The sequence below is a fragment of the Peribacillus sp. BM1 genome (assembly GCF_056679975.1).
Map to the genome: position 1 here is coordinate 492,909 of NZ_CM155259.1, position 22,901 is coordinate 515,809.

At 39.7% G+C, this 22,901-nt stretch carries 23 protein-coding genes and 1 riboswitch; of the genes, 4 read left to right on the forward strand and 19 right to left on the reverse strand.

All coding sequences use genetic code 11. From position 1 onward, the window contains the following. Positions 1-113: 113 nt before the first annotated feature. Complete coding sequence (locus AC1MGI_RS02495) at positions 114-1,082, reverse strand: 2-hydroxyacid dehydrogenase (RefSeq protein ID WP_480348260.1); 969 nt, start codon at positions 1,080-1,082, stop codon at positions 114-116. Positions 1,083-1,163: 81 nt separating this feature from the next. Next, complete coding sequence (gene yutH / locus AC1MGI_RS02500; RefSeq protein WP_480348262.1) at positions 1,164-2,165, reverse strand: spore coat putative kinase YutH; 1,002 nt, start codon at positions 2,163-2,165, stop codon at positions 1,164-1,166. Between the two features lie 505 nt (positions 2,166-2,670). Between yutH and AC1MGI_RS02505 the strand changes: the two genes are divergently transcribed. Continuing rightward, entirely contained in the window at positions 2,671-3,165 is a 495-nt protein-coding gene (locus tag AC1MGI_RS02505) for a phosphatidylglycerophosphatase A family protein (RefSeq protein ID WP_480348264.1), read from the forward strand. Positions 3,166-3,249: 84 nt separating this feature from the next. Here the strand turns inward: AC1MGI_RS02505 and AC1MGI_RS02510 are convergent, their stop codons facing one another. Further along, a complete protein-coding gene (locus AC1MGI_RS02510) occupies positions 3,250-4,017 on the reverse strand; it encodes a TIGR01457 family HAD-type hydrolase (protein ID WP_480348266.1) in 768 nt (255 codons plus the stop codon). A 26-nt stretch (positions 4,018-4,043) separates the two neighbouring features. Continuing rightward, on the reverse strand, positions 4,044-4,481 hold the full coding sequence (locus AC1MGI_RS02515; protein WP_480348267.1) for a DUF86 domain-containing protein: 438 nt from the start codon (positions 4,479-4,481) through the stop codon (positions 4,044-4,046). 352 nt (positions 4,482-4,833) lie between these two features. Here AC1MGI_RS02515 and AC1MGI_RS02520 point away from each other — a divergent pair, with 352 nt between their 5' ends. Continuing rightward, positions 4,834-5,121 carry a cytosolic protein gene (locus AC1MGI_RS02520; protein WP_480348269.1) on the forward strand — a complete coding sequence of 96 codons (288 nt, stop codon included), beginning with the start codon at positions 4,834-4,836 and terminating at the stop codon, positions 5,119-5,121. Positions 5,122-5,277: 156 nt separating this feature from the next. Here AC1MGI_RS02520 and AC1MGI_RS02525 read toward each other — a convergent pair whose 3' ends face one another. Continuing rightward, positions 5,278-5,550, reverse strand: coding sequence for a YutD family protein (locus AC1MGI_RS02525; RefSeq protein WP_028393699.1), 273 nt, complete (start codon positions 5,548-5,550; stop codon positions 5,278-5,280). 113 nt (positions 5,551-5,663) lie between these two features. Between AC1MGI_RS02525 and AC1MGI_RS02530 the strand changes: the two genes are divergently transcribed. Next, on the forward strand, positions 5,664-6,311 hold the full coding sequence (locus tag AC1MGI_RS02530; RefSeq protein ID WP_480348271.1) for a YhcN/YlaJ family sporulation lipoprotein: 648 nt from the start codon (positions 5,664-5,666) through the stop codon (positions 6,309-6,311). A gap of 118 nt (positions 6,312-6,429) precedes the next feature. Here AC1MGI_RS02530 and lipA read toward each other — a convergent pair whose 3' ends face one another. After that, positions 6,430-7,347 (reverse strand): lipoyl synthase, encoded by a 918-nt coding sequence (gene lipA, locus AC1MGI_RS02535; RefSeq protein WP_480348273.1) that lies wholly within the window; start codon positions 7,345-7,347, stop codon positions 6,430-6,432. Positions 7,348-7,569: 222 nt separating this feature from the next. Between lipA and AC1MGI_RS02540 the strand changes: the two genes are divergently transcribed. Beyond that, the gene (locus tag AC1MGI_RS02540) at positions 7,570-8,523 is read left to right on the forward strand and encodes a M23 family metallopeptidase (RefSeq protein ID WP_480349678.1); all 954 of its coding nucleotides are present in this window, start codon (positions 7,570-7,572) and stop codon (positions 8,521-8,523) included. 336 nt (positions 8,524-8,859) lie between these two features. Here AC1MGI_RS02540 and AC1MGI_RS02545 read toward each other — a convergent pair whose 3' ends face one another. The 13 genes from AC1MGI_RS02545 to AC1MGI_RS02605 all read right to left on the reverse strand — a co-directional run bounded on the left by AC1MGI_RS02545 (position 8,860) and on the right by AC1MGI_RS02605 (position 22,469). Next, complete coding sequence (locus tag AC1MGI_RS02545) at positions 8,860-9,948, reverse strand: HD-GYP domain-containing protein (protein ID WP_480348274.1); 1,089 nt, start codon at positions 9,946-9,948, stop codon at positions 8,860-8,862. A 683-nt stretch (positions 9,949-10,631) separates the two neighbouring features. Beyond that, on the reverse strand, positions 10,632-10,934 hold the full coding sequence (locus tag AC1MGI_RS02550; RefSeq protein WP_480349679.1) for a YunC family protein: 303 nt from the start codon (positions 10,932-10,934) through the stop codon (positions 10,632-10,634). 60 nt (positions 10,935-10,994) lie between these two features. Then, positions 10,995-12,377: a bifunctional metallophosphatase/5'-nucleotidase gene (locus tag AC1MGI_RS02555; RefSeq protein ID WP_480348275.1), complete on the reverse strand. Its 1,383-nt coding sequence runs from the start codon at positions 12,375-12,377 to the stop codon at positions 10,995-10,997. 179 nt (positions 12,378-12,556) lie between these two features. Continuing rightward, positions 12,557-13,405 carry a DUF72 domain-containing protein gene (locus AC1MGI_RS02560; RefSeq protein ID WP_480348276.1) on the reverse strand — a complete coding sequence of 283 codons (849 nt, stop codon included), beginning with the start codon at positions 13,403-13,405 and terminating at the stop codon, positions 12,557-12,559. Between the two features lie 200 nt (positions 13,406-13,605). Then, positions 13,606-15,003 (reverse strand): Fe-S cluster assembly protein SufB, encoded by a 1,398-nt coding sequence (gene sufB, locus AC1MGI_RS02565; RefSeq protein WP_480348278.1) that lies wholly within the window; start codon positions 15,001-15,003, stop codon positions 13,606-13,608. A 183-nt stretch (positions 15,004-15,186) separates the two neighbouring features. Further along, on the reverse strand, positions 15,187-15,615 hold the full coding sequence (sufU, locus tag AC1MGI_RS02570) for a Fe-S cluster assembly sulfur transfer protein SufU (protein WP_480348280.1): 429 nt from the start codon (positions 15,613-15,615) through the stop codon (positions 15,187-15,189). Continuing rightward, complete coding sequence (locus AC1MGI_RS02575) at positions 15,605-16,834, reverse strand: cysteine desulfurase (protein ID WP_480348282.1); 1,230 nt, start codon at positions 16,832-16,834, stop codon at positions 15,605-15,607. The genes sufU and AC1MGI_RS02575 overlap by 11 nt, the downstream gene beginning before the upstream one ends. After that, positions 16,834-18,141: a Fe-S cluster assembly protein SufD gene (sufD, locus tag AC1MGI_RS02580; RefSeq protein WP_480348284.1), complete on the reverse strand. Its 1,308-nt coding sequence runs from the start codon at positions 18,139-18,141 to the stop codon at positions 16,834-16,836. The genes AC1MGI_RS02575 and sufD overlap by 1 nt, the downstream gene beginning before the upstream one ends. Positions 18,142-18,156: 15 nt before the next feature. Beyond that, entirely contained in the window at positions 18,157-18,942 is a 786-nt protein-coding gene (gene sufC / locus AC1MGI_RS02585) for a Fe-S cluster assembly ATPase SufC (RefSeq protein WP_480348286.1), read from the reverse strand. Between the two features lie 443 nt (positions 18,943-19,385). Continuing rightward, positions 19,386-19,538 (reverse strand): YuzK family famiily protein, encoded by a 153-nt coding sequence (locus tag AC1MGI_RS02590; protein WP_480348288.1) that lies wholly within the window; start codon positions 19,536-19,538, stop codon positions 19,386-19,388. Between the two features lie 358 nt (positions 19,539-19,896). Further along, positions 19,897-20,757 (reverse strand): MetQ/NlpA family ABC transporter substrate-binding protein, encoded by an 861-nt coding sequence (locus AC1MGI_RS02595; RefSeq protein WP_480348290.1) that lies wholly within the window; start codon positions 20,755-20,757, stop codon positions 19,897-19,899. A gap of 16 nt (positions 20,758-20,773) precedes the next feature. Continuing rightward, the gene (locus AC1MGI_RS02600; RefSeq protein WP_480348292.1) at positions 20,774-21,442 is read right to left on the reverse strand and encodes a methionine ABC transporter permease; all 669 of its coding nucleotides are present in this window, start codon (positions 21,440-21,442) and stop codon (positions 20,774-20,776) included. Beyond that, positions 21,435-22,469 (reverse strand): methionine ABC transporter ATP-binding protein, encoded by a 1,035-nt coding sequence (locus AC1MGI_RS02605; protein ID WP_480348294.1) that lies wholly within the window; start codon positions 22,467-22,469, stop codon positions 21,435-21,437. The genes AC1MGI_RS02600 and AC1MGI_RS02605 overlap by 8 nt, the downstream gene beginning before the upstream one ends. 172 nt (positions 22,470-22,641) lie before the next feature. Beyond that, a riboswitch (SAM riboswitch) is annotated at positions 22,642-22,753 on the reverse strand. Between the last annotated feature and the right edge of the window lie 148 nt (positions 22,754-22,901).

The following is a 22,901-nucleotide window of genomic DNA, read 5'->3' on the forward strand; positions in this document are numbered from 1 at the left end:
CTCTCGTGATGACTAATAATGTTTTATCCCGCATTAGTTAACCGGCACCTTTCTCCACCTCAAGGCTTAGAGAAAATGAAGAAGGGCAGGGGGCCCACTGATTGAGTTTCACTTTATGGATTCACAATCGTTTTAGGCTGCTCGCCGCAAAGGACACGTGCAATATTTTCTATACAAAGCATAATCATTTCTTGACGAGTTTCTACACTTGCGCTACCGATATGCGGCAGTGCAACGACATTTGATAATGTAAGTAGCGGATGGTCTGGACCAATCGGTTCCTGCTTAAACACATCTAAACCTGCACCTGCTATTTCACCCTTCACAAGTGCCTCGTAAAGAGCTTCTTCATCCGCGACCGCACCTCTGGCGACATTAATAAAGATGGCTGACGGCTTCATTTTCTTAAATGCTTCCTTATTAAACATTCCTGCTGTTTCATTTGTTAATGGGGTTAGGCAAACAATGAAATCTGCCGTTGTAATTAACTCATCAAAGCCTGTGTAACGAGCCCCTAGTCTTTCCTCGGCTTCTGCATTTCTGCTACGATTATGATAGAGAATATCCATGTCAAAGCCTGTAGCACGTTTGGCAACAGTCTCGCCAATTTTCCCCATGCCTACAACCCCAATCGTTTTATGGTGGATGTCATGTCCTGCAAGCAGTAGCGGACTCCAGCCGGTCCATTTCCCTTCTTTCACGATTTCAGCCGCTTCAACAATTCTTCTTGCCGTCGCCATTAATAGGACAAACGCTAAGTCTGCCGTCGTGTCTGTTAAGACATCAGGTGTATTACACACAGTGATTCCTTTTTCAGTTGCAGCTGGGACATCAATATTGTCATAACCGACAGCAAGATTTGCGATGACTTTCAAATTTTTCGCAACATCTAGTAATTCTCGGTCCATTTTATCAGAAAGCATGGTCAGTAATGCATCTGCTTTCGCTGCTTCTCCCAGTAAAATGTCTCGTGGGACGGGTTGTTCCTCATACTCCCACATTTTCACTTCGAAGGTTTCCTTTAATCCTTTTAGTGCTTCCGATTCAATCTTTCTTGTGATAAAAATATAAGGTTTCGTCATTGAATTCATATCCTTCTCTTTTATATTTTCCTCAATCATATCATAAGAGAATCATAGAATGGAGAAAATTGTAAGCGCTTCTCACAGCCAATTTACATCTGGGAGCCGAAGCTGCTTGGAAGGAATATGGGCGATCTCATAAAAGCGGCGAAGGAATTCTTCGTAGTAAGTAGACGTATTAGCCATGGTCTGAATCTGTTCCTCCAATTCATTTGCTCTTGCCTCTTTTGGACTTGAAAAATACTCTTCTACCACTTCATAATAATGGATGGGAAACATCAAACGTGAATAAAGCAAACGCGCAGAAAAGCTTGAAAGCGGTCCAATCGTTTGATAATCGCTCATAAAAGTGGAAATACCCGGCTGATACGTATGTTGATTCTGTAAATAGTGATGCCGAATCCATTCCGCGACATCTCTGCTTCCATGGTCAAATATCCAATCAAACGGATTTTTTATACAATATTTGCCATCCCATGTCTCAGATGTAAATCTGTCATAACAAACCGTACCGCTATCACTGGCAGTGGGGGTATCATCCATTTCGGTATCAACCAAATATTGAATCGCCGTTTCACCTAATGCCATGTAGTAAGGGAATGTGGCAATAAACGCCTCCTCAAACGGATTATTTGGATGAGCCTTCAATTTCTCATTCCAAATTTGCTCCAGCTGATCAATCCGTTGTTCCCACAGCTCCTTCCACTGACCGATTCTCGAACAAACTTTAATAGGCGCAGGGATACCGCGCGCTCGATAATGGAATTTTGCTACCTTCCTGCCGATCTGATGACTTCTCGGTTCATGTAAGGTTCTGGCCGCTACGAGCACAAATGGCTGTTCTTCTGCCTCTGATACATAGCTCCCATGATTCGCCATCACAAACTCTGCTATATACCGATCTCCCTGATTGACTAATTGATCAGCCATCATTTTTCTTTCCTTCAACTCTTCTTGATTCACCTCGCCAAGCGGAATAATACTGTAAATGGTTGGGCCCGATATAAAGGAAGGATATTTCCCTAAAGCTTCTTCACGTTCAGGATGAATACCATACGATTCAAAAATAATCTCCTCAATCATACGATCCGCACCTTTCATTTATCTGATTCTCATTTCGTCTATGGTTTAAAGAAAAGCATAGTAACCGAGAATTCGGGCAATTTAAATGTACGATAAAGTGAAACTTCAATCAGTGGGGTTTTCTTCATCTCCGCTGATTGTTAGTCCCGTTCTAGTGTCGCTAATATCTCCGCTTTCGCTTCGATCAATCGACAGTACGAACTAAGATTCAACGAACTCAGACTAAGTACGCCGCGTCCTCATGTCTTCGTCTAAGTGAACCACGTGGGCGCAAACTTTACCTGACCAATCAGGCTTTTACGGGCAGTTATCCCCCACCTTCGCCTCCTCGGTTCCTCTAAGCCTTGAGGTGGGATTTGACTTTCCGTTAAAGAGGGATGACAAGTAAATATGCCACTTAACTTATATATATGAAGAACAATCGGTTTTCTGAATGTTTATTAAATTCCGGAATAAACATATGTATACATAGCTACTGAAATCCAGACGAAATGGGGGATCTGTAATGGATGAAGTTATTAACGTATCAGAACAGACAGCAAGAAGATGGTTAAAAGAAAGAGGAGTGAAGATTGAAGATATTGCGGAGCTTGTAATGTATTTACAAGCAAGCTATCATGAAAACCTCGAGATGAAGGACTGTATTGAAAACGTGGAACGCGTCATATCAAAACGCGAAGTTCAAAACGCAATTCTGACTGGCATTCAACTGGATGTCCTTGCTGAAAAAAAGATGCTTGAAGAACCGCTACAGAAAATTGTGGAAATAGATGAAAGCTTATATGGCGTAGATGAAATCCTTGCCTTGTCTATCGTAAACGTATACGGTTCAATCGGCTTCACGAACTACGGGTACATCGATAAGCAAAAACCAGGTATTCTAAAAACTTTGAATGATAAAAGCACAGGAAAAGTTCATACGTTTCTCGATGATATCGTCGGTGCCATCGCCGCTGCTGCTTCAAGTAGATTAGCACACCGAGCCAAAAATGGAAAATAGTTGGTGTTCTTCAAGGTATGTTCTAAGAACAAATAAAATAAAAGAAGCTTGGACGTAGAATTACATACCCAAGCTTCTTCTTTTTTAAAATTTCCAGTCATCCAATGTATCAATAACATGTGTCGGTTGTTCTTGATAATCTTTCAATAATTCTTTTGTCGTAACGCCAGTATGTACTAACAATGTATCAATCCCTGCATGAATGCCAGCAAGAATATCGGTATCATAATTATCGCCAACCATGATTGTATCTTCCTTATCAACACCGAGAACCTTTAATGCTTGTTCAACAATAATGGATTCCGGCTTGCCAATAACAATAGGCTGTACCCCTGTTGATACTGATATAACTGAAGCTATCGAGCCATTTCCCGGCAGAAGACCTCGTTCAGTTACAAGTGCTGCATCACCATTTGTTGCAACAAAGGTGGCGCCATTCCGTACCGCTAGACTTGCTTTTACGAGTTTTTCATAATTGATATTTCGATCAATACCCATCACGACAAAATCAGGGTTTTCATCAGCATGAGTGAAGCCTTTTTCTTGAATTGCCCGCAAAAGCCCCTCTTCGCCAATAACATAGACAGAGGCCTCTGTTTGACGTTCTGCAATAAAGGTCGCAGTCGCCATCGCACTTGTGAATACTTGATCCGCTTTTGTTTCAATCCCGAAATCACAAAGCACTTGAGCCACCTGCGCTGGCGTTCTAGATGAGTTATTTGTCACGAACAAATAAGGTATATTTCGGTTTTTTAAGCCTTCAATAAAACCGGCTGCTTCTTTAATCTCTTCAGTACCTCGATAGATGGTGCCATCTAAATCAATCAGATAGCCTTTATATTCTTTTTTCATATAATCCCTCTCGTTCTTCATTTCTGTTAATTCTTGAATGCTGAAACCGGGCCTAATTCATTTATTACATAGTTTCTTACGACTTTAGGGTATTCGATAAATGCTTGAATATTTTCGTTAAAAACGGTGGCCACCGTTTTCGTGTCTGCTACTAAATAATCCTGAACGAGCATTTTTCTAAGCGGAAGAATTTGTTTAAATTGATAAGCCGTTTTTTCATCTATTACTTTTTCATCTAATAAAATATCGACGATGTCTTCATAACTTCCTGGATCACGCATAATGAAGCCATCAATAATTGCATTTCCTGTATCTAATATAGCATCAATAGAAGTCTGAACAATTCGGCAAAGAGCAAGGCCTGCAAGTTCATTATCCCAATTTGATTGTTCTCTGAAAATGCGAAGCCGTTGTTCCAAATAAACTAAATGTTTTTCAATTTGCTCTCTGTCTACAAAATACAAAGATATTCAATCCTTTCTAACTGAAAAGGCCACCATGTCCTCTTCGCTATTCTTGGCGTAAACATAATTTTCTATGTATGATGTGCTTTTTATCGACTTATGCGAGATTATAAACACCTTTTGAAAAACTCCACACTAATATCTGTAAGTATCTTAACCAAACAACTTTATTCTAGTTAGATTTCAACATGATGCAAGATGATACTACTATAATTTTATCATAGTTCACACAATTGTTGTATGATGATCTATGTTTGAAAAAAGTACCTATTAAATAGTTATTACACTACATCATGTTTTCAAATGAAAAGGACATCCTAAGGTTCACAGTGAAGTAGAAAGGATGTTGGATATGAACGATAAAAAGCGTTTCCATGAGATCGCAAATGTGGAAAAACAAAAGAATGATTTACTTCCTGAAGAATTACCTGAAGGGCCTTATGGTGCACCCCGTGGCGAGATGACACCTGTTGAAAACAAAAACTCACCATGGGAAGAAGGACAGCGCTATACAAGTGCCTTCAATTACGAAAACAAATCGCTTCATGAAGGCCTGCCCCGTCAAATAGACGGTGCCCACCCGCCTCATGACGATCCTAACAAACACGAACAACCTCCGTATTCTACAACCCCTGATTAGAGAAAAAAAGGCTGCTCCCTAACGAAAGGGTCAGACCTCACATCTCCTATATATCGTTTATATGACGTGTAAATGACAATAAACGGTGTAAAGAGTGTGAGGTCAGACCCTTTTGGAACAACCTCTTTCCATTTTGACCTTACTCTAGTTCTTATTTCACTTTATTTTCTTCAAAACAAAATATGGACAGCCAAAATTACAGTATTCATACAGGTATTCGGTTAGTGTACTAATCTTTGTATCAAAGGTGGCTTTTTGATTATCGTCTTCAAAGAAACCGCGCAGACGTAATTGTCCATATCCCCAATCGCCTACAATATAATCATATTTAGTCAGTATCTCACTATATCGCGCTTTAAACGCTTCTTCATTGTAGCCATCTCTTCGTTCTTCTACAATATCATAGGCTAAATTATTGATGCTTATCATCCATATCACCTCTTTTTAGTTCAGTTCCTTCTTAAATTATACCTGATTAGCCATCAATTACTAAGCGAAATTTAGAGGAATTTGCCCATCCTATTTCTTAGGGGGTGTTTTTATTGAAAAAAGCAGTTCTAGCGTTAAGCTTATGTTCTGTTACGTTATTTGCAGGATGTCAAGCTTCCAAACAACAAGGGAGCGAAGTAACCGATAACATCTCAAATCCGGTAAAAATCAACGCACCAACCAAATTCTATGATGAAGATTATAACAACAGCACCTATCAAGGATCTGATTTTGGCTTTACTCGAATGGACAGTACAACGATTAACGGAAAAAATATTGCAAACGTTGCGAATGAAAAGATGGCCATTGATCGGGAACAATTGGCTAGTGTCATTACTTCGCTTGCAGCATCACTTCCAAATGTGAAGCGTGCAGCTACGCTTGTTACAGATGAGGATGTTCTTGTCGTATATGAAACCCATTCATCAGACCGATCAGAAACCGCTGATCAAGTGAAGCGAACGGCTATGTCAGTTGTTCCTCGCTATTATCACGCATATGTAAGTGATGATTGGAAACTTGCTCAAGATATTGAAAACTTCGCTACTTTAGGTTCCAATGATAAACATATCGACTATACCATTGATAAAACGATACAAGATATGCGGAAATCACCACAAGGAAAAGACTATAGTAAAGGAGAAAATGAAAATGGGGAAATGATCCATCAAAAAGATGAACGTATGAATACAAATCGATAACATCTTCATCTAAATTCAAAAAAGGCCGTCCCAAAAGGGTCTGACCTTACCTCTTTACACCGTTTAGTACGGTATATAGTATCTGTAGAGTCTGACCCTTTCGTTATGGGACGGCGAATTATTTCGCTTCAAGAATTTTCTCGCCTTTTGCTTGCACATGTTTTGCAGCAGCATTTACTTGCTCATCTGCATGATAGGAAGAACGAACTAATGGTCCCGCTTCACAATGACTGAAACCTTTCGTAAGAGCAATTTGTTTCAATTCGTTAAATTCTTCAGGGCTATAATACTTTTCTACCTTTAAATGTTTTTTCGATGGCTGTAGATATTGACCGATTGTCATAATATTAACATCATGTGCACGTAAATCATCCATCGTTTCAATGATCTCTTCTTTTGTTTCGCCTAGACCAATCATAAGGCTCGATTTCGTTGGAATTTCCGGATACATTTCCTTCGCTCTCTGTAATAATTCCAATGAACGGTTATATTTAGCACGAGCACGAACTCGATCCGATAAGCGACGAACTGTCTCAATATTATGATTTAGAATATCCGGCTTCGCATCCATAAGGGTTTTTAAGTTCTCATACAATCCCCCCATATCTGAAGGCAATACTTCAATCGTAGTAAATGGGTTTTTTCTACGAATGGCACGCACTGTTTCAGCAAATACAACGGAGCCCCCATCCTTCAAATCGTCGCGAGCAACAGCCGTAATAACAACATGCTTTAGGTTCATCGTTACCACTGAATCTGCAACACGTTCCGGTTCTGCCAAATCCAATTCAGTTGGAAGACCTGTTTTAACAGCACAGAAGCGGCATGCTCTTGTACAGATCGCGCCAAGAATCATGAAAGTCGCAGTCCGACGAACAGCCCAACATTCATGGATATTGGGACATTTTGCTTCTTCACACACTGTATTTAGGTTCTGCTCTCTCATCATTTTTTTTAAGCCAGTGTAATTTTCATTCGTGTTCAGTTTGATTTTCAACCAATCTGGTTTACGAAGATATTCTTCTTTTGTAGTCATGAAGAGGTTCACTCCATTTCTTTATTAGATAAATTGGGATACATTCCCTACAATTGTCACGATATCACAATAAAGCAAACGGATACAACTAAATCACTCAACTGGGAAAAATTAATTAAATTAATTCTCTAATATTTCAGCAAACTAACGATATTCATTATCATCAGAAGGGAGAATTAGAAAGTGAAGCATAAAATCTTGCTATCATTTCTGTTGCTTTCCATGCTCAGTTTTCCTGGAGGCCACTCTGCTGCTTCATCGACAGCAGCTTCAGAAAAGGAAGTGTTGGAAAAGCGGTTAGAGTTATTTAAAAATATGGAGACTGCTGTCCAACTCCCATGGTATTATCTTGCTGCTGCCGATCAATATGAACGTAGCATCCGGCTGGCAAGAAACGATGCAAAATCTGTAAAGGGGAACATCTCCATTCAAATAAATCCGGCCCAATGGAGTGGTGCCTTAAATCCAAATCAAGCTGACACGAACCCATTTTCCATCTCAGTATTCAATGGGATAGGAAAAGACGGAAATGGGGATAATGTTGCCGATCTCACGAATGATGAAGACCTATTATTTACATTCGCTAATCATCTATTGGCGTACGGAACAGATGAAGATAACATTCGAATTGGATTGTGGAACTTTTATAAAAGAGATAAATCTGTCGGGATCATAATGGGCAATGCAAAGTTATTTAAGAAATTTAATCGAATTGATTTACAAGAAAAAGCATTTCCTGTCCCAGTAAAGACAAATTACACCTATCGCAGTACATGGGGAGTTGCGCGCGGGTGGGGTGGGCGAAGAACCCATGAAGGGACAGATATCTTTGCCAACTATAGTTTACCGGTACGCGCTACGTGCTTCGGGATTGTTGAAATGAAAGGCTGGAATAAATACGGAGGATGGCGAATTGGTATTCGTGATATTAATAATACGTATCATTACTTCGCTCATCTAAATGGCTTTAAAGATGGAATCAAGGTTGGAGATATCGTTGAACCCGGGCAAGTGATTGGTGGGGTAGGTAGCACAGGCTACGGTCCTCCAGGAACTTCCGGAAAGTTCCCTCCCCATCTTCATTTCGGGATGTACAAAGATAACGGAAAAATCGAATGGAGCTTTGACCCAACACCACATCTACGTGTATGGGAACGCAAAGAACTTTCAAAGTAAAAACACAGAATTGCAAGCACAAATCAAGGAACTTCCACAAGCAAAAGATGAGCAATCTAAATAGAAAAATAGGTTACTCCCCATCAGATTGTTCATCTTATGAATAAAAGGGGGCTGCTTGCGCTGGATGTTGACAGACAAATTCAAGTATCAAACACTAGGCTAAACAAGAACAAAAGCGGAAAACGTCTGATAAAGTGAAACTTCAATCAGTGGACCCGACCTACACTTCTTTGATTCCTCTAATCCTTAAGGTCAGGGACTTACTGCTCATTAATGCGGGATAAAGCCGCCCACCACTCTATTTCTTACTAAGTACTTGTCCCACACTTCCCATCATTCATCTACTAAACAGCTCGTGATCAACAAATGATTATGGTCTTTTAGATTACAGGTGTATGTATGTTCAAGTTCTATTCCATTTTCTTCAATGATTAGGAGAATGGGTCGATCACTTAATCCGACATTTTGCGATGAGACGACTCCCTTTCGCCCATCGTTCAATTGTACGGTTAAGCCATCTGGATAAATCGTAACGGAACGCCGAAATGCTTCGATAATCTTTGTTTCAAATTGAGTGCCAGAGCCTGCATACAAAACTTCTAGGGCTTCATGCGGGAGCATCGCTTGTCGATATATTCGATTGGATGTGATTGCATCAAATACATCTGCAACAGCAATAATCTTAGCAAAATAATGGATATTGTCTGCACATAATCCACGAGGGTATCCTGAACCATCCAACCGCTCATGATGCTGATATGCGCAATGAGCAACTAAAAGTGGGACTGAATGACTTTTTCTAAGCAATTGAAACCCAAATTCCGAATGTTGTTTGATTATGGAGTATTCTTCTTTCGATAATGCAGCTGGTTTTTTTAATATGTCTGGCGATACCAGCATTTTTCCAACATCATGAAGAATTGCCCCCAGACCGAGCATTGCCATTTGCTTAGGCTTCATTTTCATCTCCTTAGCAATCGCTAAAGTATACAATGTCACATTCATGGAGTGGGTAAAGATATAATCATCGTGAATATATACATCAGCAAGCAATGTCAAAAGTCGCTTGCTACTTTTGATTTCGGTAATAATGTCTTCGAGTAATTGACTAAATCGTTGTGTTGCTCCTTCAATGACAAACGAACGTTCATGTATATTCATCGACCTAACATCAAGAAAAGTATTCTCAATGGTCTTAACAGTACTTCTCCTCAATTCGTTGGAGATGGTAGATTCCGCTTTAATATCCTTGGTCCGCTCATCTTGAACATAAACGAAAGAAACATCCAACGAGAGTAATCTTTGTTTGATTTTGTCGGATATTTCACAGCCTTCGCCAAGCAGAATCGTTCCCCGGTCATTAAAAATACTTTTACCTAGCCGCATACCTGGCTTTAATGCTTGCGTTTTTAGTAACCTCATAACATATTCTATATCCTCTCTATAACTGAAACATTGAAATTTTCATCCAAAACTAATATGGCGTTCAAACACCACCATTTACTATGAAGGATATATCATGAAGCACACTACACTCACCTAATCTCAATAGTGGCGGTGCGGAGCCGGAATTGTGGATGCTTTCTAAGGTAAAATTAGTATACCTGATAAAGTGAAACTTCAGTCAGTGGGGGGTTCTTCATCCCCCACTGATTGTTAGTCCCGTTCTACTGTCGCTAAAATCTTTGCTTTTGCTTCGATCAATCGACAGTACGAACCCGATACAATGACTCACAGACTAAGTACGCCGCGTCCTGCGGCAACGTCTGTGTGGCCCACTTCCTGCGGTATACCTTTGAAAACCACAAAGGTAAGTTTCTCTGTATCTCACCAATCGGGCTTTTACGGGGCAGTAAAACCCCATTGATTGAAGTTTCACTTTATAATCCATATTGTTTTTTATCGGTCATACATCCAGTTTTTTAAAGTAACCTTCTAAATTTTTGTTTATCTTTTACAAATAGAAAAGGTCGACTAAAAACAAGGGTTAGACTCCGTACTGCAAGATCTAGTATTAGAAAAATATGTATCCATCCTAATACAGATCATTTTGTAGGAGTTAGGCCCTTTTTAGTCGCCCTCTTTCACACTACTATATATATATATCACCCATGCATGAGCAGTAAAGCATCGCTACCCTTCATGCCAATGGAAATTCCTAATCTTTCTGCCTCTAGCGTTACCGATTCTAATGGTGCCGTAAGCAGCTGTTCAATTGTACGTACACCTGTCGCTCGGCCAGCAATAATTTTACGGGCACTCAGTTTTTCATTAAGCAGGGCTACATCTAGCGCACCACACATGATATATCCTGTTTCTGAAGCAACAGCCAGTAAGTCTGTTTTCGGCAAGGCTACAGAAATGCCGATAAATGTCTTACCCGCTATGGTAATAGGAGTTACATTCATCAATGTAATCGCCCCCTTTCATTCATCATACTGTATGAATAAAAGAGCCATTATGTGTTATTATCCAAGATTATTCTTTACTAATTTCCAACCTAGAAGATCTCTCAGAAATTCTGGCATGAAATATTCTTTTGCTTCTGTCCGCTGTATTTGCGGAAAAAAGTGACCAAACGTAAACATATCAGGAATCGCGAGTTTATACGTTTGATCAGTTTGTAATTCATTTCCATTGATCATGACCTTTTTTATAAGCCCTTCATCATTCCTCACAAAATCAATTCCTTCATACACCATCATGCCCATTATTGTCCCTCTAAAGCCTAATCCTTTTAGCTGAATATGTGGCCATTCTTCATCTTTGGATTGTAAAAGTATTTCTTTCAATTCTGCGCCATTTAATTGAATCACACAAGGATTAATAGGATGTGGGCAAACCCGATGAATATCCCCTTTTGTCACAGGCCCTTTCGGCAATGCTTCCAGAAGAAGTCCAGCATTGAGAAAAGCGCAGTCTGCTCTTGTCCAGTCTTTTAATGATTCACAAAGTAGCTTTGGTAGAGGCGATGGTTTGAACCAGTCATTTTCAATGGGTTCTAATAGTGTTGTTACCACTTCTTCAAGCTTCAACCCGCCGGCATCATGTAAGTTCAAAACCCATTGCTCCTCGTTCGGTGCTTCTTCCAACTCATTTGTATCATATAATCGCGCTGCTTTATTCATTATTTTTTTATTTGCATCCAACTTGATCTCAACATGACCGACAAATTGCCCGTACTTCCCAGCCCCGCATAGAAGCGAGTTCCCTAATATTCTTCCGTGGTGAAGAACATGATGGGTATGGGCACCAAGAATCACATCCACTTCAGGAAATTCTGCTGCCATTCTTTCATCGTCATGAATGCCTAAATGGGAAAGGACGACAACCAAATCCGCTTGATTCTGAATTGCTTGAAGCTGTTTTTTTAATTCATCAAAGGGCTCATTAAGATACCAGCCTAAAGTTTCGTAAAATTTTTGAAAATAGGCAGTGATTCCAATTAAAGCGATTTTTGTCCCATGATTGGTAGTATGGATGAAATATGGATGCGCCCAATCTGGACGAATTCCCTTTTCATTATATAAATTGGCTACTAGAACTTTAAATGATGCTTGATCATAAAGAGTGGATAACGCTTCATGTGGAAGCGTAATGCCTTCGTTATTCCCAATCGTCACATAGTGATAGCCTGAGTCATTCAGCAAACGTACATTGCCTTTACCAAGTGTCCCTTCTGTATAGGGATGCCATCGATCAACATGGTCGCCAATGTCCAGTAGGAGCGTGTCTTCGCCAGTCTCTTTGTGAATATTTTTTCTTTTTTGTAAAAAGTGAGCGATACGAGGCCAATTTTCAAAATGGCTATGGACATCATTTGTATGATATAAATGGATGATCTCTGACAATTTTTTTCCCCCTATGTATCTAAATATCCCTTCGAACAATTTAAAACCCACCGTTGTCTATTGCTTGCTTTCTCTAAAGATATGCTCTATTTTCTTAGGAAAGTAAGAAAGAACTTGAATATGTTCACACCGTGCATGACTTTAAAATTCATTATATGTGGGCAATTTAAACTTTTCATTCAAAATAAATCCAGCTGTTTAGGGGCTAATCCACCATACTCAATTCCGAGCAAGTCAATCATTTGTTTCGCGTTATCTGCCGCGTCTCCACCTGAATTATTATTAAATAAAACATACACATCTTTAGCCGTTTCTTCAAGTTTTCTGAGCCTACTTACCCATTGTTGCAATTCTTCTTGATTATAGCGATATAAATAGCGGACTTCACGCCAATTTTGTCCGCCGCTTGCCTTTTGCCAGCCATGGACATTTCGACCGTGAAAACGAACAAGTGCTTTTGTTTGATTAGTCGTTGCGAGAACAAGTGGTACCGAACCAGTTCCTGCCTGAGGCTCATCACAGACTGTATGAATCCATCCTTCTTCTTCCAAAAACGTGAGTGTCTTATCAGACATCCCCGGCGTAAACCAACTTTGATTGCGAAATTCTAGAGCAACGGGAACCTCACCCATTTCCGCTTTGCACCAGCGTAAGTAATTCACATTTTCACGTTTACATTCAAACCAAGGCGGAAACTGAAATAGGACCATTCCGAGTTTATTCGCTTTTTGATAAGACTCAAGAGAAGCGTGAAACGCATCAAACATTTGCTTTTTAGTCTCATAGCTATTTTCCCCGCGCAAATGCCCTGTCATCCCTTGATAAGCTTTTACAACAAACTGAAAGGAATTAGGCGTCTCAGTGACCCATTTATCACTATTCCGCTTAGGCTGCACCGCATAAAACGACGAATCGACCTCAACCGTCGGAAAATGCGCCCCATATTCCCGGAGCCGATCACGCTTTGAAACTCCATCGCCATACAAACGATCATGATCCCCCCAACCAGTCACACCAATATAAATCATCGAACCCCTCCTTTTAGGGGCCAGACCCCATTTCCCAGTTTATCCCGCATTAACGGGCAGTAAGCCTCCACCTCAAAGATTAGAGGAATTGAAAAAGCATAGGTGGGGGATAACCCCCCCCACTAATTGAAGTTTCACTTTATTTCCCGAAAGAAAAACCTGCCGAATGACTCGGCAGGTTTAGTGGTGTTTAGGGTGTGTTATCCGATTGAACCTTCCATTTCAAACTTAATCAAGCGGTTCATTTCTACGGCGTATTCCATTGGCAGTTCTTTTGTGAACGGTTCAATGAAGCCCATAACGATCATTTCTGTAGCTTCTTGCTCAGAGATTCCACGGCTCATCAGATAGAATAATTGCTCTTCTGATACTTTAGAAACCTTCGCTTCATGCTCTAAAGAAATATTGTCATTTAAAATTTCATTGTATGGAATCGTATCAGAAGTTGAACTATTATCCATAATTAACGTATCACACTCGATGTTTGAACGAGCACCTTCCGCTTTACGTCCAAAGTGAACAATACCGCGGTACGTTACTTTTCCGCCTTGCTTCGAAATTGATTTGGATACAATAGTAGAAGATGTATTCGGTGCCAAGTGTAACATTTTCGCTCCTGCATCTTGGTGCTGTCCTTTACCTGCGATTGCAATCGATAATGTCATACCTCGTGCGCCTTCTCCTTTAAGAATAACAGCAGGGTATTTCATCGTTAATTTAGAACCAATGTTGCCATCAATCCATTCCATCGTCGCATTCGCATCACATACTGCTCGCTTCGTAACTAGGTTGAATACGTTGTTCGCCCAGTTTTGAATTGTTGTATAACGACAGTAAGCATCTTTCTTGATGATGATTTCAACAACCGCACTATGAAGAGAGTTTGTTGTGTAAACTGGTGCTGTACAACCTTCAACATAGTGAACGCTTGCGCCTTCGTCAACGATGATTAGCGTACGTTCGAATTGTCCCATGTTTTCTGAATTGATTCGGAAATAAGCTTGTAGTGGTGTATCTACTTTGATGCCTTTAGGTACATAAATGAATGATCCACCAGACCAAACTGCTGAGTTTAGAGCAGAAAATTTATTATCAGATGGCGGAATTGTTTTTCCAAAATACTCGCGGAAAATATCTTCATTTTCTTTAAGTGCTGAATCTGTATCTTTAAAAACAATGCCCATGTCTTCAAGATCTTTCTTCATGTTATGGTAAACAACCTCTGATTCATATTGAGCCGAAACCCCAGCTAAATACTTTTGCTCTGCTTCAGGAATTCCTAACTTATCAAACGTTTGTTTAATTTCCTCAGGAACTTCATCCCAAGATTTCTCAGATTTCTCAGACGGTTTTACGTAATACGTAATTTCATCGAAATTCAAGCTGTTTAAGTCGCCGCCCCATTGAGGCATCGGCATACTGTAAAAAATCTCCAATGACTTTAATCGGAAATCAAGCATCCATTGCGGTTCTTCTTTCATACGAGAGATTTCTTCGACGATTTCTTTTGTCAAACCACGTTTTGACCGAAAAATCGATACGTCTCTATCCGCAAAGCCATATTTATAATCACCGATATCAGGCATTTTCTTAGCCATAGCTCGTTTTCCTCCATTTCAAAATGGCAGAGGCTGTCTCATTAGAGTCTGACCCTACGTTTGAGACAGCTTCTTACTCACTGTGTTTATTTTAACAGACTGCAATTTCCTTCTTCAAACAAATAATGATCTAGAAAAGGCTAGTGCAAATACAAAATCTGTAAGGTCTCGATTCATTTCACTTTATTCCTCCAAGCCCTTTTCCATCGCTTTCCAAGCTAATGTTGCACACTTGATTCTAGCAGGAAACTTCGAAACTCCTTGAAGAGCTTCAATATCACCAAGGTCTAGAGTCTCATCATATTCTTTCCCTTGAATCATTTCGGAAAATGTTTTTGAAAGGTTGAGTGCTGTTTCAATATCTTTCCCTTTTATCGCCTGAGTCATCATCGAAGCTGAACTCATTGAAATCGAACATCCTTCACCTTCAAACTTCGTATCGGCAACTTTCCCATCTTCCACTTTCAAAGTCAAACGGATTTGGTCGCCGCATGTCGGGTTATTCATATCAATGGTTAAGTTTCCATCTTCCAAAACGCCTTTATTACGTGGCTTTTTATAATGGTCCATAATGACTTGACGATAAAGTGTATCTAAGTTATTAAAGGACATTACTGAAATACTCCTTTGTTTTGACAAGCCCTTTTACAAGCTTATCAATATCTTCTTCGGTGTTATACAGGTAGAAACTGGCACGAGCCGTTGCTGATACATCGAGCCATTTCATCAGTGGCTGTGCACAGTGATGACCTGCACGAATGGCAATTCCGTCCATATCGAGAACAGTTGCTAAATCATGTGGATGAACATCAGCAACATTAAAGGTTATTACTCCAGCACGCTTCATTGGATCAAGCGGACCATAGATAGTTATACCTTCAATCTCTGCCATCTTTTCTAGTGCATAGGCAGCCAAGTGATGCTCATGTGCTTCAATATTTTCTAAGCCAATTTCAGTAAGAAAGTCAATAGCCGCTCCTAGACCAATGGCACCAGCGATAATCGGGGTACCCCCTTCAAATTTCCAAGGAAGCTCTTTCCATGTAGATTCATATAGACCTACAAAATCAATCATCTCACCGCCGAATTCGACCGGTTCCATCTTTTCGAGAAGCTCTTTCTTACCATATAATATGCCGATACCAGTCGGTCCGACCATTTTATGACCAGAAAAAGCAAAAAAGTCACAATCTAAATCTTGAACATCTACTTTTACATGTGGTGTACTTTGGGCACCGTCCACCACCATAATCGCTCCATGCTGATGAGCAATCTGAGCAATTTCTTTAATCGGGTTAATCACGCCCAATACATTCGAAACATGCACAATCGAAACAATCTTCGTTGCATCTGTTATCGTTGCTTTTACGTCAGCTAAAGAGATTGTTCCATCAGGTTGAAGCGGTACATATTTCAGGACAGCTCCAGTCTGTTTGGCAATCTGCTGCCATGGAATGATGTTACTATGGTGTTCCATATAAGAGATGACAATCTCGTCACCTTCGGATAGATTGGCACCACCATAGCTTTTCGCTACTATGTTTAAAGAAGTCGTTGTGCCTCTTGTGAAAATAATTTCTTCCATCTGTGAGGCATTAATGAATTTGCGAACCTTTTCACGGGCTCCTTCATACGCATCCGTAGCTTTTGTTCCAAGTGTATGAACTCCGCGGTGTACATTGGAGTTGTAGCCGCGGTAGTAATCTTCAATGGATTGAATCACTGCGCTTGGCTTTTGGGAAGTTGCAGCACTATCGAGATAAACTAGAGGCTGATCATTAACTTCTTGATCTAAAATTGGGAAAAGCTTACGAATTTCGTATGGATTCATTATCTAACTTTCCTTTCAATTACCTCAACTAGTTGCTTCTTAACGCCTTCAATTGGAAGAACATTTACTACGGGTGCAAGGAAACCATGGATGACCAAGCGTTCTGCTTCAGTCTTTGGAATTCCTCTGCTCATTAAGTAGTATAATTGTAGCGGATCTACACGACCAACTGATGCAGCATGTCCTGCCGTTACATCATCTTCTTCAATAAGCAAAATTGGGTTCGCATCTCCACGAGCTTTTTCACTGAGCATCAACACACGTGATTCCTGCTCTGCATTCGCTTTTGTCGCTCCGTGTTCGATTTTCCCAATACCATTGAAAATGGTCTGTGCAGCATCTTTCATTACGCCGTGCTTCAGAATATATCCTTCAGAACGTTTTCCATAATGAATAATTTGCGTTGTAAAGTTCTGCTTTTGTTCTCCACGACCAACGACAACTGATTTCGTATCTCCGAATGAACCATCACCCATTAAATAAGTTGTGTTATCAGAAATAGTATTGCCATCATTCATTAATCCAAGCGCCCACTCAATTCGAGCATCACGACCTGCTACACCGCGTCGGTTCACATACGTAGTAAACCCTGAAGAAAGAGTATCAACAGCTCCATACGTAACTTTCGCATTCGCATTAGCAATGACTTCTGTCACAATGTTTGCAATTCCAGATGCTGATTCTACCGTAGAAATGTAGTTTTCAACATACGTTACTAAGCTATTGTCATCCGCTACAATTAATACATGGTTGAATAACGTAGCATCTGCATGATCTACTAAGAAAATAGATTGAATCGGCTCTTTTATCTCAACATTTTTCGGAACATATAAAAACGCTCCACCGTTCATTAACGCAGCATGGAATGACACAAGGCGATGCTCATCAGTATTTACGCCGTCTTTCATGAAGTACTTTTGTACAAGTTCTCCATGTTCGCGTACTGCTGTGAAGATATCTGTAAAAATAACGCCTTCTGCCTTCAACTCTTCAGACAATCTAAAAAATGCAGGCGTATTATTGCGTTGGATATATAAGTTTTTGCTTTCTTCTAAATCAACAAGCGATTTCACAGCTTCTGGAAGGTCATTCAATGAAGTGAATGCTTCACTTTCAACAGTATGAGATTTGAAAGATGTGAAATTCCATTTATCTATTTTTGTTTTATCAGGTCTTGGCATCGGCAGATTTTCCAGTCCTGCAAATGCATGAACTCGAAGTTCTGTCAGCCAAGCTGGTTCGTTGTTTTGTTGCGAATAAGAGCTGATATACTCTTGTTCAACTGGTAATTTTGTTTCGGTAGTCATGGCAAATCCTCCTACTTACGCTTCTTGGCCAACAGTTTCGTCTTCAATGCCTAATTCGTCTTTAATCCACTCGTATCCTTCTGCTTCAAGGCGTTGTGCAAGCTCAGGACCGCCTGATTTAACAACACGTCCTTGCATCATAACGTGAACGAAATCAGGAGTGATATAATTCAATAGACGTTGATAGTGAGTGATGATCAAGCAACCGAAATCTTCGCCACGCATATCATTGATCCCTTTTGATACGACTTTAAGAGCGTCAATATCTAACCCTGAGTCAATTTCGTCAAGGATTGCAATTTTTGGTTCAATCATCATTAATTGTAGAATTTCATTACGTTTTTTCTCTCCGCCTGAGAATCCTTCATTTAAGTAACGTTGCGCCATATCTTGATCCATTTCAAGGAAATCCATTTTCTCATCCATTTTGCGAATGAATTTCATTAATGAAATTTCATCGCCTTCTTCGCGGCGTGCGTTAATTGCTGAACGAAGGAAGTCTGCGTTTGTTACACCGCTGATTTCACTTGGATATTGCATAGCAAGGAAAAGACCAGCTTGGGCACGTTCGTCAACTTCCATTTCAAGAACATCTTTGCCGTCAAATGTAATACTTCCACTAGTTACTTCATATTTAGGGTGGCCCATGATTGCTGAAGAAAGTGTAGACTTACCTGTTCCATTAGGTCCCATGATCGCATGGATTTCTCCACCTTTAACTTCAAGGTTAACACCCTTTAAAATTTCTTTTCCTTCAATTGAAACATGAAGATCTTTAACCGTTAATGTTGAACCTGACATAGTAATACCTCCGTGATCTAAATCCTATTTTATAGCTAGAAAGTAAGATACCTTCTTTTCTATGACCGTTAAAATGATTCTCACTTTATTCTCATTATAATCTTATATCAAATTTAAACTGTAAGCAACTAATTAAGAAGCTTTTCTACTATAAGGATAGTATTTTCCAATGCACAATGCAAGTAAAGCCCATTCCTAGAAATTTCCTACAGGCACCCCATTATTTTTCCCATAAAAAAACAATAATTCGATTCTTATAAAGTTATTATAATGAAGACTATGTAAAGGTGGTTGATAAGGCTACCCCCAAGAGTCTGCCCTTCCGTTATGGGACATCCTCATCATTTTCTTGGCAATAATGTTTTCTACAGCAATCAAAAAAGACCGGCCGAAGTCCATTAAATGAACTTCGGCCGGTCTTTTTCCTGTCTATTCAAATGGAATTATGAATGAATCTGGCGCTGCAGATTATTCACGATTCGGTTGCCTTCTTCATAATCCCTCTCTCTTCGTTCCTCGACCTGGAGTCGCACATCCAATCGCCTGCTATACTCACTGTAGCCTACCCCATGTGATTGTTGCATCGCCTTTTCCATTTCGCTCGTTACGTTTAACTCTAGAGAGTTGATAATGAATCATCCTTCCATTTTTTATTGGATTTTAGTGTAACATCTTAGCAATTTACTTTTCAAAATCCATATACTCGGCACAGAGTCGATTACACTTGATCAGCTTAGGAATACAACTAATATCCTTACTATTACGGACCATTGCTATGTGATATGTATATCATCCGAAGTTTCATTTGCAAAATTCACAAAAGAGAAGAAGGGTGTCCCAATGATCTCACCCCTACCCTAACAACAGTTTATAAGTGATTTAGCCACTTACTTTAAACTGTATATAGTAGTCGAGGCTTGACCCTTTTGTTTGGGACACCCTTCTTCACACTATTTATTCAGCAGGTAAAACTGCACCTTTATACGTTTCAGTAATGAAATCTTGAATTTCTTTTGAGTGTAGAACTTCTACTAATGCTTTAATGTCTTCACGTTTCTCATCACCAGTACGAACGGTAAGGATATTAACGTAAGGATTATCTTTCGATGATTCAACAACAATTGGATCTTTTACTGGATCAAGTCCTGCATCTAATGCATAGTTTGCATTTATGACTACAGCATCCCCTTCACCATTATTAAAGACCTGTGGAAGTAATGCAGCTTCAATATTAGGTTGGAATACAAGTTTCTTCGGGTTTTCAACAATATCATCAATGGTTGCTTTTGTCTTGCTTATACCTTCTTTTAACTTAATCAAACCATGTTCTTGGAATATAGATAGAATTCTTCCTTCATCTGAAACAGCATCTCGCATGATGATTAAGCCGCCTTCAGGAATTTCGTCTAAGCTTTTGTACTTTTTGGAGTAAATTCCGATTGGCTCAATATGAACGCCGGCAGCATTAACGAAATCATAGCCTTTATCTGCAATCTCTTCTTCTAGGTACGGGATATGTTGAAAGTAATTGGCATCAATTTCTTTTCCAGCCAAGGCTTTATTTGGCAAAATAAAATCTGAGAAAACTTTAATTTCAAGATCGATTCCTTTTTCTTTTAGAATTGGTTTTGCTTGTTCAAGAATCTCTGCGTGTGGAATATTTGAAGCACCGACTACAAGTGAAGTTGATTTGTCAGCTGAATCTGTGGAACCATTTCCGCTTTCTTTATCATTATTGGCAGAGCCACATGCAGTAAGACCTAATAGTAACGCGGAAGTAATTGCTAATGTTGAAAACCATTTTTTCTTTTTCATTCTCTTACCCTCCATCTTATCTTTTGTCTAATTTTGAAGTTATATAATCTCCAATAAATTGGATGACGAACACAATAAGTAAAATAAGAATCGTCGCTAACATCGTTACATCATTTTTGCTTCTTTGGAATCCTTCTTTATAAGCAAGATCTCCTAGTCCACCTGCACCAATTGCCCCCGCCATCGCTGTATAACCGATCAATGCAATCGCAGTAACCGTAATACCTGACACAAGTGCAGGCATGGATTCTGGTAGTAGTACTTTAAAAATAATAGTACTCGTTTTAGCCCCCATGGATCTTGCGGCTTCAATTACACCCTTATCCACTTCTCTAAGGCCAATCTCGACCATCCTCGCATAAAAAGGCGCAGCTCCGATAATTAATGCTGGGAGAGCCGCCTTTGCACCTAGCATAGAACCTACCACAATAATCGTAAACGGAATTAATAAGATTATCAGAATAATAAATGGGATTGAGCGGAAGATATTGACCACCGCAGAAATAATCACGTTAATAAATTTGTTTTCCCATATCTGTCCTTTAGACGTCAAAAATAACAATAATCCTAGTAAGATACCTAATATAAAAGTCGCAAGTAGAGCTATACCTGTCATATATAGTGTTTCTTTCGTAGCTAGCCAGATATTTTCCCAGATAACATTCGGTAACCATTCATTAAGCATTCGAAATCACCTCCACGCCAACCTGCTGTTCTTTGATGAATTCAATCGCGTGGGTGATTTCTTCATCACTACCATCCATATGAATAAACAATGTGCCATACGATCCATGTTGAGTTTGCGAAATTTTCCCTTGTACGATATTAACATCCAATTGAAAATTACGAATAAGCTTTGTAATTAGTGGACTTTCCGTATTTTCGCCGACAAAAGTTAATTGTACAACCTTGCCTTGTGGATAGTGCTCTAGTAAATGTTCCACAGTGTCCTTCGTTTCCTCAGGCTCCGTTACTTGTTGAACAAACCGCTTTGTTATTTGTTCAGCAGGGTTCCTAAATACGTCAAGAACCGGTCCTTGCTCAACAATTCTGCCACCTTCCATGACGGCTACCCGATGACAGATTTTTTGGATGACATGCATTTCATGAGTAATAAGTACAATCGTCAACCCTAATCGTTTATTAATATCGACCAAAAGTTCTAGAATCGAGTCAGTTGTTTGCGGATCAAGTGCAGATGTCGCCTCATCACAAAGGAGTACTTTCGGGTTATTCGCTAAAGCACGTGCTATCCCAACCCTTTGCTTCTGCCCGCCGCTCAATTGTGAAGGGTAAGCATGTTCTCTGCCCTCTAAGCCGACTAGCTTAATTAATTCATTGACTCGTTTTTGGCGTTCATTTTTCTTTACACCTGAAATTTCAAGTGGAAACGCGATATTATCGTGTACAGTACGAGACCACAATAAGTTGAAATGTTGAAAAATCATGCTGATCTCTTGACGTGCCTTTCGCAAGTTACGACCTTTAATGCTAGAAATCGCATTTCCTGCTACTACGACCGAACCCGTGGATGGGGTTTCCAGACCATTCAGCATTCGAATGAGGGTGCTTTTTCCAGCACCACTATACCCAATAATTCCAAATATTTCACCTTTATTAATCGTTAAATTCACTTCATCAACAGCTTTGATTGGCTTTGATTGCATGGATTTAGTACTGAATACCTTACTAACTTTCGACAATGTTATCATTGAACTCACCTCTTTTTGCAATAAACCCTATGAACCTACTCATGTTGTTTGTAAAAACCTTCTACTAAATAAGATTTCACGAACTGCTCCATTCATGCATTGTTTATTTACATAATTGGAAATTAAAAATGCCTTTCCGCATGAGCAGAAAGGCATTGTGAAAAAGACCTTTCTCTCATCTCCCAAAGCAATCAGCTTTGCGTGAATTGGCACCTTTTCAAAGCATTAGCTTTGCCGGTTGCCGGGCTTCATCGGGCACATCCCTCCGCCTCTCTTGATAAGAGCAAACAAGTATAAGAAATTGACAAATCATCAATTAAAGTTCATTTCGTTTTCGTTGGAATAATACCATGCAAAAAGATAGAGTGTCAATGTATTATATTTCTATTTATTGAAAAATCGTTAAAAAACTTGGCAACAATCGATTTAGAT